At 60.6% G+C, this 15,844-nt stretch carries 15 protein-coding genes and 1 pseudogene; all 16 read left to right on the top strand.

The features are described 5' to 3' along the window. The first annotated feature begins 9 nt into the window (after nt 1–9). Nucleotides 10–2,568 carry a hypothetical protein gene (locus ACZRMH_RS20860; protein ID WP_464015065.1) on the top strand — a complete coding sequence of 853 codons (2,559 nt, stop codon included), beginning with the start codon at nt 10–12 and terminating at the stop codon, nt 2,566–2,568. Between the two features lie 63 nt (nt 2,569–2,631). Further along, nucleotides 2,632–3,201, top strand: a complete 570-nt coding sequence (locus tag ACZRMH_RS20855) for a hypothetical protein (RefSeq protein WP_464015064.1) — start codon at nt 2,632–2,634, stop codon at nt 3,199–3,201. Further along, on the top strand, nt 3,195–3,506 hold the full coding sequence (locus ACZRMH_RS20850; RefSeq protein WP_463890576.1) for a hypothetical protein: 312 nt from the start codon (nt 3,195–3,197) through the stop codon (nt 3,504–3,506). The genes ACZRMH_RS20855 and ACZRMH_RS20850 overlap by 7 nt, the downstream gene beginning before the upstream one ends. A gap of 84 nt (nt 3,507–3,590) precedes the next feature. Beyond that, entirely contained in the window at nt 3,591–4,778 is a 1,188-nt protein-coding gene (locus ACZRMH_RS20845) for a phage tail sheath subtilisin-like domain-containing protein (RefSeq protein ID WP_464015063.1), read from the top strand. A 12-nt stretch (nt 4,779–4,790) separates the two neighbouring features. Continuing rightward, the gene (locus tag ACZRMH_RS20840) at nt 4,791–5,294 is read left to right on the top strand and encodes a phage major tail tube protein (RefSeq protein WP_463890573.1); all 504 of its coding nucleotides are present in this window, start codon (nt 4,791–4,793) and stop codon (nt 5,292–5,294) included. 12 nt (nt 5,295–5,306) lie between these two features. Then, a complete protein-coding gene (locus ACZRMH_RS20835) occupies nt 5,307–5,618 on the top strand; it encodes a phage tail assembly protein (protein WP_464015062.1) in 312 nt (103 codons plus the stop codon). Nucleotides 5,619–5,766: 148 nt separating this feature from the next. Beyond that, nucleotides 5,767–8,415 carry a phage tail tape measure protein gene (locus ACZRMH_RS20830; protein ID WP_464015061.1) on the top strand — a complete coding sequence of 883 codons (2,649 nt, stop codon included), beginning with the start codon at nt 5,767–5,769 and terminating at the stop codon, nt 8,413–8,415. An 8-nt stretch (nt 8,416–8,423) separates the two neighbouring features. After that, a complete protein-coding gene (locus tag ACZRMH_RS20825) occupies nt 8,424–9,269 on the top strand; it encodes a phage tail protein (RefSeq protein ID WP_464015060.1) in 846 nt (281 codons plus the stop codon). Then, nucleotides 9,244–9,450, top strand: a complete 207-nt coding sequence (locus ACZRMH_RS20820; RefSeq protein WP_464015059.1) for a tail protein X — start codon at nt 9,244–9,246, stop codon at nt 9,448–9,450. The genes ACZRMH_RS20825 and ACZRMH_RS20820 overlap by 26 nt, the downstream gene beginning before the upstream one ends. A gap of 77 nt (nt 9,451–9,527) precedes the next feature. Then, on the top strand, nt 9,528–10,562 hold the full coding sequence (locus ACZRMH_RS20815; RefSeq protein WP_464015058.1) for a contractile injection system protein, VgrG/Pvc8 family: 1,035 nt from the start codon (nt 9,528–9,530) through the stop codon (nt 10,560–10,562). 335 nt (nt 10,563–10,897) lie between these two features. Further along, nucleotides 10,898–11,323, top strand: coding sequence for a cell wall hydrolase (locus ACZRMH_RS20810; RefSeq protein ID WP_464015057.1), 426 nt, complete (start codon nt 10,898–10,900; stop codon nt 11,321–11,323). Continuing rightward, entirely contained in the window at nt 11,320–11,631 is a 312-nt protein-coding gene (locus tag ACZRMH_RS20805; RefSeq protein ID WP_464015056.1) for a ubiquitination-like system serine protease family protein, read from the top strand. The genes ACZRMH_RS20810 and ACZRMH_RS20805 overlap by 4 nt, the downstream gene beginning before the upstream one ends. Continuing rightward, a complete protein-coding gene (locus ACZRMH_RS20800; protein WP_464015055.1) occupies nt 11,628–12,146 on the top strand; it encodes a lysis system spanin subunit in 519 nt (172 codons plus the stop codon). The genes ACZRMH_RS20805 and ACZRMH_RS20800 overlap by 4 nt, the downstream gene beginning before the upstream one ends. A gap of 149 nt (nt 12,147–12,295) precedes the next feature. After that, nucleotides 12,296–13,090: a DNA adenine methylase gene (locus tag ACZRMH_RS20795; RefSeq protein WP_463890556.1), complete on the top strand. Its 795-nt coding sequence runs from the start codon at nt 12,296–12,298 to the stop codon at nt 13,088–13,090. A gap of 95 nt (nt 13,091–13,185) precedes the next feature. Continuing rightward, nucleotides 13,186–14,165: pseudogene (locus tag ACZRMH_RS20790) on the top strand (IS5 family transposase). 523 nt (nt 14,166–14,688) lie between these two features. Further along, the coding region (locus ACZRMH_RS20785) for a DUF4214 domain-containing protein (protein ID WP_464015054.1) at nt 14,689–15,844 on the top strand (1,156 nt) is incomplete at its 3' end.

Here is a 15,844-nt window from a genome sequence, read left to right as displayed (position 1 = left end):
ACGCGCAGCATGCCGTTGAATCCAATTGACAACCCGGTTCTTTCCAGAACGCTGCCCGAGCTGACCGTCAACAGCGTGGGCCATCCCGACACTTGGAACCCGATCAACCAGACGTTACTGAACAACGATGTAGCGCTGGACAACTCGATTCAAAAGGTCGACACCAAGGCCGCCCAGCTGGGGGAGCGGATCGACGGGTTGGAAGCGTCCAGCGCGGTGTCGGTGCGCAAGGCGGTGGGTTTGGGCTGGACCTATGGCGGTAACGCCATCCTGTTCGAACTGTTTGACCCTGCCTATACCCTGATCGATCTGGCGCCCATCAGTGTGATTCAGGGCGTCAAAAACGATGACTCGCTGGACGTGGCCGATACCAGCAAACTCAAGGTCGGCGAGTATTATTTGCTGACCGATCCGACTGCTGTCGATGGCAATGGCGCGGTCACCCCGCTGACGATCATGGTGCAAATCGCGGCGATTTTGTCGGGTACGCGGGTGCGTCTGACCGCGAATCTGGCGCAGGCATGGGGGACGTCGGCGGTGCTGGCGCGGTCCACCATGACCGTTCAAGGTGCGTCGGCGGCGACCGTGGTGCCGGGCGATATGTACCTGACCCGAATTATCAACATTGGCACCGATGCCGAGGGCGGCGCGCTGGTCATTCGCCGCTCGTTGAATTCGGGGGTGGCCACGCTGTATTACCGTGATGCCTATCAGCCGACTTGGAAGGCCACCGGATGGTCGCTGCGCCGTACCGGCGGCGATATTCCGCCGGGTTTCGCGGACTATGAGTACGTGTTGCCGATGCGCGGTGAGGGTTCGCTGCGCATGGATTATTCCGGCGAACCGATGAACGTGCAGCACATGGTGGCCCTGGGCAGTCCGACCGGCCTGGGTGGCTTTGTCAACCCGGACCAGCGCCCGGCCGCACCAGTCACTAGCACGCCTGCCAATGCATTGACCAGCGTGCCCGAGCGTCCCACGTTGTCGATTGCGGGCTACTTCAGTCCGGTCGGTAGCCCGCAGGGCGCTGTGCAGTTCCAGCTGGCGACAGTCGGCACCTTCGCGCAAATTCTGCTCGACACCGGGCCGCTGCCGCCAGCGCTGTCATACTCGGTCCCGGCGGGTGTGTTGGTGGCCAACAAAGTGCATTACTGGCGCTCGCGGGTGATGGACGTCGGTGGCTTGTGGTCGGACTGGTCAGCGGCCGGGTACTTCACCACCGCCGTGACGTATGCCTATGTGGTGGTTCCGACCATGACCGGGCCGGCGGCGAATGCGGTGGACGTGCCCGAGCAACCTACATTGTCCTGTTCAGCGTTTGCTGTGGTGGGTTCGGCGCAGACGCATTCGGCCTCTCAGTGGCGCATTCGCTCGCAGGGGGGCACCTACGCCGCCCCGGTATGGGATAGCGGCACCGATGTTACAAACAAGCTGTCGGTGGTGGTGTTGGCGGCGAAGTTGCTGGCGGGGCAGTCGACTTATTACGCCCAGATGCGTCAGCAAGGTTCGGTGACGGGTTGGTCTGAGTGGTCGCCTGAGGTGAAGTTTACGACCAAGGCGCAATTTGCCAACGTGATCGGCATCGCCCTGCTTACGCCCGGTGGTGGTTCGGGGACGTGGTCGCGGATTGATGAAAACGGCGTGGCGAAAGTCACCGATGCGGCGTTTTTCAGCTCGCACCCGATCTATGGCGCCATTCAGGACGTCACGATTGACGGGCAGGCCATGGTCAAAATCCCCGCCTTTTATGTCAAGGCGGGGGCTATCGCTGCCGGTCCGAACGCGGGTAAGCGCGCGTGGTGGGTGGCTGATCAGCCCTTGGCGGGGTTCGTCCTGCATCCCGCCTTCATGGAAGCTGGTGCGGCCATTCCTCAGTTCTGGGTGGGCAAGTATCCGGGGTCTTCGGGTGACAGTGCGCGGATGGATTCCAAGCCGGGTGTGAAGCCGTTGGGAAGCATCGATTTTACCGCGATGAAGACTCGTGCAACTAACCGAAACATTCAGGGTGTGACCGGTTATTCGATGTGGTCGTACTACCAGCTCCAGGCGATTCAGCTTCTGACGCTGATTGAAATGGGGGGGGCGGACAGCCAGGCTCTGATCGGTGTGGGTCATACGTCTAATTCCCCCGTCAACATTCAGAACGTAGACCAGAGTGTTGTGGCGACCGCCACATGGCGCGGCATTGTCGGCTTGTGGGGGAACGTGTTTCAGATGGTGGATGGCCTGCAGGTTGATGCGACAGGCAAATTCAAAATTTGGGACAAGGCCGGTTACCGGGCGTATGTGACGACCACTCAGGCAGCCCCGATTGATGGTTTTCCGGTCACGTTTTCGGTGGATGCTGGTGTTAGCCACGATCTCAGTTTTGGATTCCTGCCAGCGACTACGGACGGCAGCGCAGGTAATGGTTCAACGGGCGATGACTACACGCGAAACCTGAGCACCATCGCCCTGCATGGCGGTTATTACGGCGCCGGATCGGCAGCTGGCTTATTCAGTTTGAATATGGCTAACCAGGCGGCTGCCTATAGTCCTCAATTTTGTAGTCGCTTGGCGAAGGTTTAACGGCCTATCCACCTGTGCTTACACCTTGTTTTTTGAAGGGGCTTTGCTCTTAGGAGAGCGCAATTGAATATCGAAAATGGAACCCTGACCGTTAACGGCCAGACTGTTGTGCTGCCTGTGATTCAGGCCGACGCGTTGGTGCGCGTCTGGTTGGTGCCGCCGGAGTACCGCGAAAACGGCTTGTTTGTCGCGGTGATTCTGCCCGGCCAGCCGCCCGAAATTCCGGCCTGTTCGCTGGCCGATGCCGAGTACTTGGGCGAACTGGAATACCCAGCGGCCGAGTCGCACAAGCTGGAGGCGGCGAAGGCCGCCAAGTTGGTCGAGCTGAATGCCGGCTGTGAGCAGGCGCTGTCGAGCCTGACCGCCAGTTACCCGCCCGGCGAGCTGCAAAGCTGGCCGCAGCAGGTGAAGGAAGCCGATGACCTTACGGCCAATCCCGAGGCGGAAACGCCGCTGCTGACGGCCATCGCCACGGCGCGCGGGCTGACGGTGGCCGAGCTGGTCGAGCGGGTGCGCCTCAAGGCCGAGGCCTATGCGCAGTTGTCGGGCTCGGCCATTGGCCGCCGGCAGGCGCTGGAGGATCTGTTGGCCTTGGCGCAAACCCTTGAGGACGTGGGGGCCATCGTATGGTGATGCGAATCGCGCAGGCCGTGGCGCTGTTGCTGGTGTGTGCGCTGGCCGCCGGCCTGGGGCTGGTGTGGATGTTCTGCGCGGTGCTGGCCAACAGCACGCGCGGCCATCGCCTGGCGGTGTCGTTCGACCAGTTGGCCAACACCGCGTTTGGCGGCCATGAGGACGAAACGATCAGCTCCCGGGCGGGCAAGGCACGGCTCAAGGGCCGGCGCTGGGGCTGTGTGCTGTGTAAGTGGCTCGACTGGTTCGATCCCGATCACTGCGCCACGAACATCGAATCCGACCGAGGCAAGCCTCTGGACTGACCCTAACGGGCGTTACGCGTAACGCCGCCTGTTTCACCCAAGGCCCGCCCCGTGCGGGTTTTTCCGTTTCTGGAGATTGCGTTTATGAGTTCTACCGATTTTTTCCACGGTGTCACCGTCGCCAACGTGAACACCGGCTCGCGCACTATTGCGCTGCCGTCGTCCTCGATCATCGGTCTAGTGGACACCGTGCCGCTCGGCTTCGGCGCGCTGGCAACACCGGGCACGGCCAAGCCGGGCGTGCCGACACTGATCACCACCGAACGCGAGGCGATTGCCGCCTTCGGTGAGGGTTCGGCCATCACCCGCGCCTGTCAGGCGATCTATCTGCGCGCCAAGGCGGTGATCGTCGCGGTGGCGGTCGAGACGTTGGCCGACGTGGCGGCGCTGACCTCGGCGGTGATCGGCGGCGTCAAGGCCGATGGCACCCGCACCGGCCTGCAGGCGCTGCTCGATGGTAAAAGCCTGTTTAACGCCCAGCCTCGGCTGTTGATCGCTCCGGGGCATTCCTCGACGCAAGCCGTGACCACGGCCATGGATGCCCTGGCGGACAAGCTGGGCGCGATTGCCATCGTCGACGGTCCGCGCACCACGGACGAAGCGGCGATTGCTTACACCGAGGAATTCGGCAGTAAGCGCCTGTTCATGGTCGACCCGGGCGTTAAGTACTGGGACACCACGGCCAACGCGACCGTCGATGCGCCGGCGTCGGCCTGGGTCGCCGGCCTGTTCGCCTGGACCGATGCCACGTACGGATTTTGGGCCTCGCCGTCGAATAAGGAATTTGTCGGGGTCACCGGTACAACCCGCCCGATTGAGTTCAACGATGGCGACAAAACCTGCCGAGCCAACCTGCTCAACGCGGCGCATATCGCGACGATCATCCGCGATGACGGTTATCGCCTGTGGGGCAACCGTACGCTGTCCAGCGATCCGAAATGGTCGTTCGTCACCCGGGTGCGGACCATGGACATGGTCATGGCGGCGATTCTCTACGGCCATAAATGGGCGGTGGATCTGCCGATCACCAAGAACTACGTCAAGGACGTGCTGGAGGGCCTGAATTACTTCATGCGCGACCTCAAGGCGCGGGGCGCAGTGATCAATTTCGAGGTCTACGCGGACACCGAAATGAGCACGGAATCGCAGCTCGCCGAGGGTCGCGTGTTCTGGCACCTTCGTTTTACCGACGTGCCGCCTGCAGAAAACCCAACGTTCCTGGTTGAAGTCACCAACCAGTGGATCACCGAAGTTCTCGATACCCGGTCCTAAGGGGGCTGCTACATGATTCCTCAAACGCTTTTTAACACCAACCTGTTTGTCGGCGGCATCAGCTTTCAAGGCGACGTGCCGAGCTTCACCCTGCCCAAGGTGGCGATCAAGACTGAAGCCCACCGAGGCGGCGGTATGGATGGCGAAATCGACATGGATATGGGCATGGAAAAGCTCGACTGTGGGTTTACCACCACGGGCGTGCGCCGCGAATCCATGAAGTATTTCGGTCTGGCCGATCAGTCGGCGTTCAGCGCCTCATTCCGTGGCTCGTTCAAGGGCCAGAAAGGCGACTTTACCGGCGTCATTGCGACCGTGCGCGGCATGCTCCGCGAGGTCGATCCGGGCGATTGGAAAGCCGGCGATAAGGCCGAAATCAAATACGCCGTCTCGCCGACCTACTACAAGCTCGAAATTGACGGCTCGGTGATCTATGAGATCGACATTATCAACTCTATCCGCGTGATCGATGGCGTGGATCAGCTCGCGAAAATGCGCGAACAACTGGGCATTTAAGGGATTAGAACCATGAGCAACGTAAACAAAATCGACGCCGACCAACTGCCGGACTGGCTGCAGGTCACCCCGGAACATGCGGTGGTCACCCTGACCAAGCCCAGCATCGTCAATGGCATGAAGGTCGACACCATCACCATGCGTTCGCCGACGCTCAAGGAGTCACGCGACAGTAACGAGTCGCACCCCAAGGATGAAAACGCCGCCGAAATGATGCTGTTCACCAGCCTTTGTTCGGCGTGCAGAGCGGATCTGGAGGGGCTTTCCGTCAAGGACTATGTGCGTCTGCAGCGTGGCTATTTTCGTCTGGTTACAGAGGACTGAATTTAGTTTTCATGCGCTGCGACTGGCGGCAAGGCGTCTGGCCAAGGTGACCGGGTTCACCTTGGCCGAGATCGAGGCGATGCCGTTTTATGAGGTGGTGTGGTGGCTCAAGGATGAGTAACCCCCGCCCGGGTGATGGGGTAACGACATGGCGAACGGATTAGCCCTCGGGCTGGTGATTGGCGGCGCCGTCAGCGCGTCGGTCGGCAAGGCATTTAACGACGTGGAGGGGCGCGTTAAGCGCCTGGATAACACCGCTGCAAAAACCAAGGTGCTGCAATCGGTCGTCGGTGAAACCAAGCGCCTGCAGGAGGAATGGCGCAAGGCGCACACCAGCGGTGCGGCGACCGCTGACGGGCTACGGCGCAAGCTGGAGGCCAACCTTGATGTCCTCAAGCGCCAAGGGGTTCAGGTCAACAACCTGGGCAAGGCGTATCAGCGCCTGGGGCGTGAAGCCCGCAGCGCTGAGCTTAAGTCGTTGGGTCAGGCGCAGATGCGGCAGGGCGGCGCCGGGCTGCGCAATGTCGGTACGGGGGTCGCTGCAGGCGCGGCGGCCATGGTGCTGCCGGCCAAGATCAGCGCGGATTACAACGCGATCATTCGGGATATTGCGATCAAGGCCGGCATTGCCAACCAGCCGCAAGAGGCGCAGGTCTCAAACAAGATCATCGACACGTCACGCGCCACCGGCATGGGGCGCAATGAGGTCGCGGATCTGGTCAATGCCCTGGTCGGTGCGGGCATGGACCTGAACAAGGCCATGGAATATGCGCCGGTGGCGGCCAAGTTCGTCGTTGGTCAGGGTGCGGACGGTGTCGACACGGCCAAGATGATCAACGCCTTGGGGCAGAACGCCAAGATCACCGACCCGGCGCAGTTGCAGCAGGCGCTGGAGGCGATTGCCTTTCAGGGGCAGGCGGGCAGCTTTGAAGCCAGCGACATGGCGAAATGGTTCCCCGAACTGCTGGCCGGGATGGGCAAGCTGGGTATCACCGGTAACGATTCGGTGACGCAGCTGGGGGCCATGCTGCAGGTGCAGATGAAAACGGCCGGTAGCAGTGATGAGGCGGCCAACAACCTCAAGAACTGGATGGAGAAAATCGGTTCCGGTGAGGTGGTCAAGGCCTACAAGGATGCGGGCATCGACTATCAGGCGTCGATGAACACCGGGCTACAGAAAGGCCAGTCGACGCTTGAGTCGAGTTTCGCCCTGGCGCAGAAATACGTCGAAGCCACGGACCCGAAAAAGGCCGCGCTTATGGCCGAGTCCGTGGCCAAGATCAGCCAGGAGGCAGACCCGGCCAAAGCCAAGGAAATGATGGGCTCCCTGGAGCAGGCCCTGCGCACCGGTGATCTGTTTGCGGACATGCAGGTGAAGGCGGCGCTGACGGCCTACATGCAGAACAAGGCCTTGTATGAGCAACTGAAAAAGGACTCGGCCGGCGCTTCGGGCATTCTCGATAAGAACCTGGCCGAACGGCGCGAAACCTCGGCACAGAAATGGAACGAGGCTGTGCAGGCCTCAAATGACGCCTTGCGCAGCATCGGGGATGCCCTGCAGCCGATCACCGACCGCGTGGCTACGGGAATCCTCAGCGTCTCCAGAAGCCTGGGAGAGCTGGCCGACAAGTCACCTCAAGTGGTCAGTGGCGTGGTGGCTGTCGGCGGCGCCGTGGCCGCACTGGCAGGCTTGTACAGCGCCGCCAAGGTGGTTCGGGGGGCGATGAACATCGGCCGGGGCACGCTGATGGGCAATCCCAACGTTGTGCAAAAGGTCGAAGTGGTCAACAGCTTAGGCCTGGGTGGCGGCCCGGCTGGTTCGGGCGGTCCTGCAGGCGGTCGCGGCGGTTCCAGTGAAGGCGGCCGGGGTCGTGGCCGTCGGCGCTGGTGGGGCGGCCGGCGCACGCCGGAGCCGGTCAGTGCATCGCCGGCCCCTGCTGCGGCGAAACCGCGCATACAGGTGTATTCGAATGGCACAGCGGTGCCGCCCAAGTCGGGGGGCTTGAGTGGCTGGAAGCCGCCGACCTCGGCGCCTGCAGCGCCGGCCGCTGGCACGGCTCGCTCGCTGGTTCCATCCACCCCTGCGCCGCGTGCACCGCGCCTGGGCGGTGAGCTGCGTGGTTCTGTGCCGGCGGAACTGTTCAACGCCGTGCTGCAGGCGAAAGAGGTCTACGACACTGCCGAAACCCAAGACGAAAAAGCTCAGGGTTACGGCGAAGCCGCCGGCACCTTGGCGGGCACGCTGGCCGGTATGGCGGCGGGTGCGGCCATTGGCTCGGCGGTGCCCATCATCGGCACGGCAATTGGCGGGATGATCGGTGGTTACCTGGGCAGCAAGGGCGGCGGGGCGCTGGGCGGTTATACCGGGCAAGCGCTGTTTGGCAATTCGGATCTGTCCAAGGCGCAGCCCATCACCCCGATGTTGATGGCGCCGCGTCCAGGCCCGGAGGTGCCGAGTCTGGCGAAGTTCGCCAACGCGTATGCCCCATCGGGTGCGGACGGCGTTACGCGTAACGGATCGGGCGGCAGTGTCATGGCCGAGCTGATGAAAAAGCCTGACCCGCAAAGCCCGGCCCTGTCCCTGCTGACTCCGGCAAAAACAGAGTCTGCAGTCGCGCCGCCGGCGAAGCTGGAGCAAACCAACACCTTCTCCCCAGTGTTTCAAATCACCGTCCAGGGCGACGCCAAAGACCCGCAGCAACTGGTTAATCAGCTGTTGCCGGAGATTCAGCGCCGGCTCAATGACATGGCCCAGCAGACCGCGCGGCGCAGCATGTCCGACGAATCGCACGCCTAAGGAGGCTTATGGAATACCTGACTAAGCTGCAATCGGGCCTGAAATACATGGTAGAGGCGGGAGAGGTTGGCCGCGCCAATGTCGGTGGCATGCTCGATCCGGTCAACGGCGCCATCAGTCAGATTTCCGGCGCCGCCAGTGACATGGAGGGTATCCCGTTTATCGGTCCCGCCATCGGCGCCAAAATCAACCGGGTGATGGGGGCCATCGGTAACGCGCAAAGCAAGATCAATCAGGTCGTTGCGACCTATGACCGCGCCGAGCAGACGGTTGTGATGGTCAAGGAAAAGGCCGCCGTCCTGGGCGAACAGTCCACGCGCGCCCAAGCCGTGGCCAGCAAGCTGATTGCCAAGACTCAACCCCAAGTCGAAACGGTGGTGCCCACAGATGCGCTCGTCCCGGGCACGACGCCTGCGCCCGAAGGGGTGGGGGCCTATCCGCACTTGATGGTGTTGTTGCCGTTGGCGGCGAATGCGCAGCCGTTCTATTTCAACTTGGGCACGGCCGCCTTCGACGCGCTGCAGCGCACGACGGCGTATCGCTGGGCCAGTCAAGAGCGCTTAGGCCGGCGCCCGGCACTGCAGGCGGTCGGGATGGGTGAGGAAAAGTTGACCCTCAAGGGCGCGATCTTTCCGAGCTTCAAGGGCGGCTTAAAGCAGCTCGACCACCTGCGGGCCATCGGCGGGCGGCTGGTGCCCATGAGCCTGACCACCGGTTATGGCCTGGTGCTGGGCAACTGGTGTTTGAGCACTATCACCGAAGAACAGGGCGCCTTCCTGCAGGGCGGTATCCCGCGCAAACAAACCTTTAGTCTGGAGTTCAGCCGCTATGGCGACGATATGCAGAACATCTGACGGCGATCTGCTGGACAGCATTTGTAATCACCACTATGGCCATCTGCGCGGCACCATGGAAGCGGTGCTAGCGGCCAACGAGGGGCTGGGCAGGGAGCCGCAGCCGTTCCGGGCGGGCCTGCGCATCGTGTTGCCGGACGTGGTTGAATCCGTCAGTACGTCGGTCCAGCTCTGGGACTGACTCCCCTCATCTAAACCCTTCGCCTCATCCCAAAGCCCCGCCCTGTTCGGGGTTTTGCCGTTTCTGGAGATCCTGCTTTGAAGCCTGTGCACCGCATCATTGCCGATGGCAAGGACATTACCGACCTGATTAATGACCGACTGCTGACGGCCCGAACCCTCGATAAGCCCGGCATCGATGCCGACGACTTCGAATTGCGCCTGGATGACCGGGACGGCGAAATGGTGCTGCCAAAGCGCGGCGCCAATATCGCGGTTTACCTCGGTTGGGAAGGCGACAAGCTGACCCTGTTGGGTCGGTATACGGTCGACGAGGTGGAGTTCTCCGGGCCGCCTGACACCATCGTCATACGCAGCAAGTCCAGCGACACGCGCAGCGCCGCGAAAACCACCCGAAGCGGCAGCTGGGAGGGGGTGAGTCTGGCCAGCATCGTGGCCGACATTGCCAAGCGTAATGGCTGGGTGCCGGAGTGCCCGGTGACCACCATCGTCGAGCGGGCCGACCAGTTGGGCGAATCCGATCTGAGTTACATCACCCGGCTGGCCAAGCAATACGACTGCACGGCCAAGGTGGCAGACGGCAAGTTGTTGGTGCTGCCCCGCGATGGCGGCAAAAGCGCGAGCGACAAGACGCTACCGGTGGTGACGATCCGCAAAAGTGACGTCAGTCGCTATCAGTTCCGTTTTGGTGACGATGCGGTGAAGAAAGCGGCCCGGGCCAGTTATCAGGATGGCAAGGGCGAGCTGGTCACGGTCGAGGTGGGCAACGACGACACTGCAGGACTGCCGCCCGTCTATACCGACCGCCACCTTCACCCCAACCGGTCGGCGGCCGAGGCGGCAGCCAAGGCCCGTCTGGCTGGCTTCAATCGCTCCACGGCCAATGTGCGGCTGGAAATGAACGGGCGTACGGACCTTTTCGCGGAGTCGCAAGTGCACGCCCTGGGCTTCAAGGAAGGCGCGGACGGTGTGTATCTGGCGGACTCAGTAGAGCAGCTGTGGAGCGCTGCAGGCTGGACTACCACGGTCGAGTGCAACGCCGGGAACAAGGGCAAGGCTGATGCCAAGGGCAAGAAGAAAGCGAACGCGCCGCTTAAGGTCGTGAATCTGTAACCGTTGTCACGCAACACCACCGCCGCCTTGAGCGGTTTTTTTGTACCTGGAGACTGAAAAGACGAAGCCCCGGCGAGCTGTAATCACCAGGGCTTCTATTTTCTCTAGGCGACCGACCCAGAGAACGTGGCGCAATGCTACCAGTGGGCATATAAAAGCAAAACCCCGGCGGTTCGCAGTCGCCGGGGCTTCTATTTTCTCCCGCATCCCTTAATACATGGAGAACGTGGGCGGAATGATATCAACGCCGCCGCAATGAATCACCCCAGCTATCGACTACAAATTTCGGCTATCCAGCCCGCCAAGCGCGGGCTTTTTTCGCCTGGAGAAAAGTTATGACCGCAACTGAAAAAGACCGCGACATCCTCGCCCGCACACTTTGGGGGGAGGCTCGCGGCGAAAACCTGGCCGGTCAAATCGCCGTCGCCTGGACGATCCGTAATCGCGTTGACGACGGCAATGCCAAGTCGTGGTGGGGGGAGGGGTATGCCGGCGTCTGCCAGAAACCGTACCAGTTCAGCTGCTGGAACAAGAACGACCCGAACTTCGCCTACCTGAGCGGCGCGAAGCAGATCCCTTTCCGGGAGTTTGCCCAGGCCCAGATCGCTGCGGACCAGGTGATGTCCGGGAAAGTGCCCGATCCTTCCGGCGGCGCTACGCACTACTACGCGACCACCATGCCGAAGCCGCCGGTGTGGGTGAAGGGCGCCAAGCAGACGTTGAAACTCGGCCGCCACATCTTCTTCAAGGATGTGCCATGACAGCCTTTACCAGACTCTCCCGAGTTCTCGCCAAATCTGAAGAGGATCGGCTTTTCTTCGAATGTCCAGGCTGCCAGATGGTCCACGGGATTTCCCATGGACCTGGTCCGGGCCCGCGCTGGGGCTGGAATGGAAATGTCGACGCGCCGACCTTCACTCCTTCGGTGTTGGTGCGCTATCGCTGGGTTGATGGTGATCGGGTCTGTCATTCGTTCGTGATCGATGGCCGCATCCAGTTCTTGGGCGACTGCACGCATGCGCTGGCCGGCCAGACTGTCGACCTGCCTGATTGGGAGGATGAGCAATGACGCCCGCGGCACTCAAGACGGCGCTGGCCGGTGTGCTCGCGTTGCTGCTGCTGACGGCTGGTGGAGTTTGGAAGGTGCAGGACTGGCGCTACGGCAAGCAGCTCGCCGAGCAGTCCGGGGCCCATCAGGCCGACCTGACCGCCATCAGCAATGCGGCGGCCGCACAGCAACGCACCGAACAGGATAAGCGGCTCGCGCTCGAGCAGCGCCTTGCGGCCAGCGACCAAACCCACCACGAGGCTTTGACCAATGCTCAAAAAGACCAAGCTCGCCTGCGCGATCGCCTTGCCACTTCTGATCTGCGGCTGTCAGTCCTCCTTGCCGAGGATTCAACCGGTGGCTGTTCAGTGCCAGCCGGTACCGGCGCCGGCGGCGTGGTTCATGGAGGAGCGCGCGCCCGACTTGACCCAGCGCATGCTCAACGAATTATCGGAATCACCGGAGACTGCGACCAGGGATTGATCGCGCTGGCTGCGTGCCAGGCGTACGCCAAAGAAGTCTCAGCACCGAAGTAAAAAGAGCGGCCGGATTGAATGCGTCAACATCCACCCCGGCCGCCGTCCCTGCAGAACCTCCCTGCAAGTCCAGCCAAGGCTCTCGCTTCGTGCACAAAGCGCGGCGAGCCTAGCACCTGTTTATCCATACAGTAAAGGTCTTGCTTTTTATGTCCACACCCATCATCCCTTGGATGGGCGGCAAACGCCGCCTGGCCGACCGCCTCATTCCGCTTTTTCCGCCACACGAATGCTACGTCGAAGTCTTTGCCGGCGGTGCCGCGCTCTACTTCTTGCGCCCCCAGGCCGCGCCCGTTGAAGTCCTCAATGACATCAACGGCGACCTGGTGACGCTGTACCGCGTCGTGCAGAACCACCTCGAAGAATTCGTGCGCCAGTTCAAATGGGCGCTCAGTTCCCGCCAGGTGTTCGAGTGGCAGAAGATGACCCGCCCTGAAATCCTCACCGACATCCAGCGTGCCGCCCGATTTTTCTACCTGCAGCACCATGCCTTCGCCGGCAAGGTCACCGGGCAGACGTTTGGTACAGCCACCACCGGCCCGGCCGTCAACCTGCTGAGGATCGAGGAAAACCTCTCGGCCGCTTGGCAGCGGCTGTCAGGCACCTACATCGAGCATCTCCCTTGGCTTGACTGCGCCGAACGCTACGACCGTGCCCACACCTTCCACTACATGGACCCGCCGTACTGGCAGACCGCAGGCTATGGCGTGGACTTCCCGTTCGAGAACTATGAGCGGATGGCCGACTTCATGCGCCGCTGCAAGGGCAAGGTGATGGTCAGCATCAACGATCACCCAGATATCCGGCGGGTGTTCGATGGCTTTCATTTCGAAACGCTAGATATCCGCTACAGCACCACCAATCAGCGGCAAGGAAAGGCCGAGTTGAGCTGTGAGCTGGTGATCATGAACTGGGAGCCGTCTGCGTTGGGAGGGCTATTCTAATACTCTAGGGAGACGCTGCAAAAATAGCCAACCGTCCCCACCCTTGGCACACTGAGTACCTTCAACCCGCCACCCTCTCCGTGAGCGTTACGCGCGTGCAGAAGACCTTCTCCGAACTCGAATACACCGGCAAGAAAAAGCAGACTCGCCGAGATCGCTTCCTGGCTGACCTTGAACAACTGGTGCCCTTGGGCACAGCTGGAGGCGCAAGTGGCGCCGTTCTATAGCGATACTACAGGCAAGCGCGGACGCCCTGCGATTGGGTTGTCACGCATGCTGCGCATGTATGTCGTGCAGCAGTGTTTCGGTTTCTCCGATGAGGGTTGCGAAGATACCGTCTACGACAGCCAGGCCATCCGTGGTTTTATGGGCATCGACCTGGGCCGCGAGTCGGCACCGGATGCCACTACCTTGCTGCGTTTTCGCCGCTTGCTGGAAACCCATCAGCTAACGCGGGTGCTGTTTGAAACGATTAACCTGCATCTGGCCAGCCGGGGTCTGCTGCTCAAGGAAGGCACTATCGTCGACGCTACCCTGATCGCCGCGCCGCCCTCGGTCAAGAACCGAGAAGGCAAGCGTGATCCTGAGATGCATCAGGCCAAGAAAGGCAATCAATGGCACTTCGGGATGAAGGCCCACATTGGTGTCGACGCCACGTCGGGGCTGGTGCACAGCGTGGTAGGAACGGCCGCCAACGTGGCGGATGTCACCCAGGTCGACCAGTTGCTGCACGGTGCCGAAACCTATGTTTCGGGTGACGCTGGATACACCGGTGCGGCCAAGCGACCGGAGCATGCTGAACGGGACGTTATCTGGTCGATTGCAGTCCGGCCAAGCAGTTACATGCAGCACGGCGAAGGCAGTGTGCTGTACCGGGTCAAGCGCAAGATTGAATACGCCAAGGCGCAACTGCGTGCCAAGGTCGAGCACCCCTTCCAGGTAATCAAGGTGCGCTTCAATCATCGCAAGGTTCGCTACCGTGGGCTGGAAAAGAATACGGCGCAGTTGTTCAGTCTGTTTGGGTTGGCCAATCTGAATGCTGGCCAAGCGGTATTTGCAACGGGCGGCGGGATAAATCCGTCTGAAAGGCGGGGTTGACCCGCAAATCAGCAAAATGAGGGCGAAAATCGGCCCTGGAAATGCAAAATAAGGCCGGTAGGTTGAAAAAACCGGCTTGGATATGGGGGGCGGTGCGAACGGGTTCATTGTTCAGCGACTCCCTAGAGGAACATTTAGCTCTGATGAGGAATGGATGACTATTTGTAAGCATTTGCTTACGCCTTTATAAGACATTGACATATTTGAACTATTTTAGTGGCTATTTGCTACTTAGCGGAGGCAGTATGTGGTGAAGTCGACGTAAAAACGTTCCGTGCGGGCATTGGACCTGTTGCAAATATTCAAAAAATTGCCACAAAAAAGACACACGCTCCGGGTTACTTTGCGCTTCATTTGAGCAGGAAAAACCTTAAACCTCGTACAGTTTTGGGCTCTGTTGTGCTCAAAAACACTTATTGGTCATGGAGCTACGTCTTCAAGGCCGATCATTATGGATTTACCAGTTGCCATCGTGGATGGCGTTAATCAAAGGGATAAGCATGACCATTACTCAGACTAACTTAGCCGAGCTGTACGTTTCTTTCTTCAATCGTGCGCCTGACTCCGCTGGCTTGGCTTATTGGGTTGACCAACTTGATAAAGGCGCCCTGAGCCTTGAGGATATCTCCAAGAACTGGATGTCGGAACAGGCTGAAGGTCTCGCCAAATACCCAGTGGCACTTACTCATACCGATTTCATTACCCAAATTTATCAATCTACGTTGGGTCGTGCACCTGATGCCGAAGGTCTTGCTTATTGGCAGGATCAATTGACCAACAACAGTGTAGGTCGTGATGTGTTCCTGGCCGCCGTCATCAATGGCGCTAAGGCGAACTCCTCGGCCCAGGGTGTGCTCGACGCAGCTACTCTGAGCAACAAAGCTACTGCGGGCGTAGCGTTTGCGGATAAAGGTCTTAATGACCTCACATTGGCCGGTCAAGTCGTTGCCTCCGTCAACAGCAACCCTGAAACCCTGGCTGCTGCTCAAGCAGTGATCAAATTGGTACCGGCCACCGCTGCCGGTGTGACCCCAGCCTTGATCACTCTGCTGTCGAAAACCTTCGACAGCATTATCAATCTGAACGCTAAAGCTCCGGGCGAAGTAGGCGACCTGGCGACCTACCTGACCGCCGTGGCGAATCAGGCCAGCGGGACGACTGATCTCAGTACTTTGCTGAACAGCGTATCTAATACCGTGACCAAAGCTGCAACGGACAGTGCGGCGCTGGATAATCCCGCGTCGCTGGCTGGTGATGCTGTAACAGCAGCCACGCCATCGACAGGCGGTGGCGGTGTACCTGCCACCCCTACCTTCACTGTGATTGGCAGTGCGAATGTCACCAATATCACCCTTGACAACACCAAAGCTGAGAAGGTGTTGGTTGAAGTTCACGCTACTTCCACGGCAGCGCCGGCTGTCGGTACGCCTGCTGCAGTGATCGCTGCCAAGGGCGGCACGGTGGAACTGACCGTGGCCAACCTCTCGGCGGATGACCTGGTGAAATTCACCATTGACGGTGTTGAGCAGACCTTCACGGTCACCACCGAAGCCTCGGCTACCGACATCGCCGGTGCAATCAATGCAGACGCGGCTCTGAATCTGCTGGTTACGGCCAGCGACGTTGATGGCAAGCTGTTGCTCGAATCCAAGGATG

Source organism: Pseudomonas sp. B414 (genome assembly GCF_055408445.1).
Note: the sequence above shows the minus strand (reverse complement) of the source record. Positions and strands in the feature narration are given on the sequence as shown.

Excerpts from the sequence above, each read along its gene's own strand:
- ACZRMH_RS20860 (WP_464015065.1), top strand. The coding sequence starts at position 10 with ATGCCGTTGAATCCAATTGACAACCCGGTTCTTTCCAGAACGCTGCCC.
- ACZRMH_RS20850 (WP_463890576.1), top strand. The coding sequence starts at position 3,195 with ATGGTGATGCGAATCGCGCAGGCCGTGGCGCTGTTGCTGGTGTGTGCG.
- ACZRMH_RS20845 (WP_464015063.1), top strand. The coding sequence starts at position 3,591 with ATGAGTTCTACCGATTTTTTCCACGGTGTCACCGTCGCCAACGTGAAC.
- ACZRMH_RS20840 (WP_463890573.1), top strand. The coding sequence starts at position 4,791 with ATGATTCCTCAAACGCTTTTTAACACCAACCTGTTTGTCGGCGGCATC.
- ACZRMH_RS20835 (WP_464015062.1), top strand. The coding sequence starts at position 5,307 with ATGAGCAACGTAAACAAAATCGACGCCGACCAACTGCCGGACTGGCTG.
- ACZRMH_RS20830 (WP_464015061.1), top strand. The coding sequence starts at position 5,767 with ATGGCGAACGGATTAGCCCTCGGGCTGGTGATTGGCGGCGCCGTCAGC.
- ACZRMH_RS20825 (WP_464015060.1), top strand. The coding sequence starts at position 8,424 with ATGGAATACCTGACTAAGCTGCAATCGGGCCTGAAATACATGGTAGAG.
- ACZRMH_RS20820 (WP_464015059.1), top strand. The coding sequence starts at position 9,244 with ATGGCGACGATATGCAGAACATCTGACGGCGATCTGCTGGACAGCATT.
- ACZRMH_RS20810 (WP_464015057.1), top strand. The coding sequence starts at position 10,898 with ATGACCGCAACTGAAAAAGACCGCGACATCCTCGCCCGCACACTTTGG.
- ACZRMH_RS20805 (WP_464015056.1), top strand. The coding sequence starts at position 11,320 with ATGACAGCCTTTACCAGACTCTCCCGAGTTCTCGCCAAATCTGAAGAG.
- ACZRMH_RS20800 (WP_464015055.1), top strand. The coding sequence starts at position 11,628 with ATGACGCCCGCGGCACTCAAGACGGCGCTGGCCGGTGTGCTCGCGTTG.
- ACZRMH_RS20795 (WP_463890556.1), top strand. The coding sequence starts at position 12,296 with ATGTCCACACCCATCATCCCTTGGATGGGCGGCAAACGCCGCCTGGCC.